At 52.5% G+C, this 3,048-nt stretch carries 1 rRNA gene; it reads left to right on the top strand.

From position 1 onward, the window contains the following. The first annotated feature begins 95 nt into the window (after nucleotides 1-95). Nucleotides 96-3,026: ribosomal RNA gene (locus tag ACTJJD_RS19290) — 23S ribosomal RNA — on the top strand. Nucleotides 3,027-3,048 lie beyond the last annotated feature (22 nt).

The raw sequence follows: 3,048 nt of genomic DNA, 5'->3' as shown, positions 1-3,048 counted from the left end.
TGTTCTTTGAAAACTAGATAACAATAAGTAATACATTCACATTGAATGCAATGCAAAGTTCATCACACATAGTGATTCTTTCTAAAGTAAGAAATGGTTAAGTTAGAAAGGGCGCACGGTGGATGCCTTGGCACTAGGAGCCGATGAAGGACGGGACGAACACCGATATGCTTCGGGGAGCTGTAAGCAAGCTTTGATCCGGAGATTTCCGAATGGGGAAACCCACTGCTCGTAATGGAGTAGTATCCATACTTGAATACATAGAGTATGAGAAGGCATACCCGGGGAACTGAAACATCTAAGTACCCGGAGGAAGAGAAAGCAAATGCGATTCCCTGAGTAGCGGCGAGCGAAACGGGAACAGCCCAAACCAAGAGGCTTGCCTCTTGGGGTTGTAGGACACTCTATACGGAGTTACAAAGGAACGATATAAGCGAAGAGGTCTGGAAAGGCCCGCCAAAGAAGGTAACAGCCCTGTAACTGAAATGTTGTTCTCTCCAGAGTGGATCCTGAGTACGGCGGAACACGTGAAATTCCGTCGGAATCCGGGAGGACCATCTCCCAAGGCTAAATACTCCCTAGTGACCGATAGTGAACCAGTACCGTGAGGGAAAGGTGAAAAGCACCCCGGAAGGGGAGTGAAATAGATCCTGAAACCGTGTGCCTACAAGTAGTCAGAGCCCGTTAACGGGTGATGGCGTGCCTTTTGTAGAATGAACCGGCGAGTTACGATCCCGTGCAAGGTTAAGCAGAAGATGCGGAGCCGCAGCGAAAGCGAGTCTGAATAGGGCGCATGAGTACGTGGTCGTAGACCCGAAACCAGGTGATCTACCCATGTCCAGGGTGAAGTTCAGGTAACACTGAATGGAGGCCCGAACCCACGCACGTTGAAAAGTGCGGGGATGAGGTGTGGGTAGGGGTGAAATGCCAATCGAACCTGGAGATAGCTGGTTCTCTCCGAAATAGCTTTAGGGCTAGCCTCAAGGTAAGAGTCTCGGAGGTAGAGCACTGATTGGACTAGGGGCCCCTACCGGGTTACCGAATTCAGTCAAACTCCGAATGCCGATGACTTATCCTTGGGAGTCAGACTGCGAGTGATAAGATCCGTAGTCGAAAGGGAAACAGCCCAGACCGCCAGCTAAGGTCCCAAAGTATACGTTAAGTGGAAAAGGATGTGGAGTTGCTTAGACAACCAGGATGTTGGCTTAGAAGCAGCCACCATTTAAAGAGTGCGTAATAGCTCACTGGTCGAGTGACTCTGCGCCGAAAATGTACCGGGGCTAAACGTATCACCGAAGCTGCGGACTGTTCTTACGAACAGTGGTAGGAGAGCGTTCTAAGTGCAGTGAAGTCAGACCGGAAGGACTGGTGGAGCGCTTAGAAGTGAGAATGCCGGTATGAGTAGCGAAAGACGGGTGAGAATCCCGTCCACCGAATGCCTAAGGTTTCCTGAGGAAGGCTCGTCCGCTCAGGGTTAGTCGGGACCTAAGCCGAGGCCGAAAGGCGTAGGCGATGGACAACAGGTTGATATTCCTGTACCACCTCCTCACCATTTGAGCAATGGGGGGACGCAGGAGGATAGGGTAAGCGCGGTATTGGATATCCGCGTCCAAGCAGTTAGGCTGGGAAATAGGCAAATCCGTTTCCCGTGAAGGCTGAGCTGTGATGGCGAGCGAAATTTAGTAGCGAAGTTCCTGATTCCACACTGCCAAGAAAAGCCTCTAGCGAGGTGAGAGGTGCCCGTACCGCAAACCGACACAGGTAGGCGAGGAGAGAATCCTAAGGTGATCGAGAGAACTCTCGTTAAGGAACTCGGCAAAATGACCCCGTAACTTCGGGAGAAGGGGTGCTTCTTAGGGTGTTAAAGCCCCGAGAAGCCGCAGTGAATAGGCCCAGGCGACTGTTTAGCAAAAACACAGGTCTCTGCGAAGCCGTAAGGCGAAGTATAGGGGCTGACGCCTGCCCGGTGCTGGAAGGTTAAGAGGAGCGCTTAGCGTAAGCGAAGGTGCGAATTGAAGCCCCAGTAAACGGCGGCCGTAACTATAACGGTCCTAAGGTAGCGAAATTCCTTGTCGGGTAAGTTCCGACCCGCACGAAAGGCGCAACGATCTGGGCACTGTCTCAACGAGAGACTCGGTGAAATTATAGTACCTGTGAAGATGCAGGTTACCCGCGACAGGACGGAAAGACCCCGTGGAGCTTTACTGCAGCCTGATATTGAATGTTGGTACAGCTTGTACAGGATAGGTAGGAGCCTTGGAAACCGGAGCGCTAGCTTCGGTGGAGGCATCGGTGGGATACTACCCTGGCTGTATTGACCTTCTAACCCGCTGCCCTTATCGGGCAGGGAGACAGTGTCAGGTGGGCAGTTTGACTGGGGCGGTCGCCTCCTAAAATGTAACGGAGGCGCCCAAAGGTTCCCTCAGAATGGTTGGAAATCATTCGCAGAGTGTAAAGGCACAAGGGAGCTTGACTGCGAGACCTACAAGTCGAGCAGGGACGAAAGTCGGGCTTAGTGATCCGGTGGTTCCGCATGGAAGGGCCATCGCTCAACGGATAAAAGCTACCCCGGGGATAACAGGCTTATCTCCCCCAAGAGTCCACATCGACGGGGAGGTTTGGCACCTCGATGTCGGCTCATCGCATCCTGGGGCTGTAGTCGGTCCCAAGGGTTGGGCTGTTCGCCCATTAAAGCGGTACGCGAGCTGGGTTCAGAACGTCGTGAGACAGTTCGGTCCCTATCCGTCGCGGGCGCAGGAAATTTGAGAGGAGCTGTCCTTAGTACGAGAGGACCGGGATGGACGCACCGCTGGTGTACCAGTTGTTCTGCCAAGGGCATCGCTGGGTAGCTATGTGCGGACGGGATAAGTGCTGAAAGCATCTAAGCATGAAGCCCCCCTCAAGATGAGATTTCCCATTCCGCAAGGAAGTAAGATCCCTGAAAGATGATCAGGTTGATAGGTCTGAGGTGGAAGCGTGGTGACACGTGGAGCTGACAGATACTAATAGATCGAGGACTTAACCTATATTCTAATGTGAAAAATGAAC

The sequence above is a fragment of the Bacillus sp. 22446 genome (assembly GCF_052044955.1).
GTDB classification, from domain to species: Bacteria; Bacillota; Bacilli; order Bacillales; family Bacillaceae; genus Bacillus; species Bacillus altitudinis.
The sequence above is the reverse complement of the archived record's forward strand: the minus strand, read 5'-3'. Positions and strand labels throughout refer to the sequence as shown.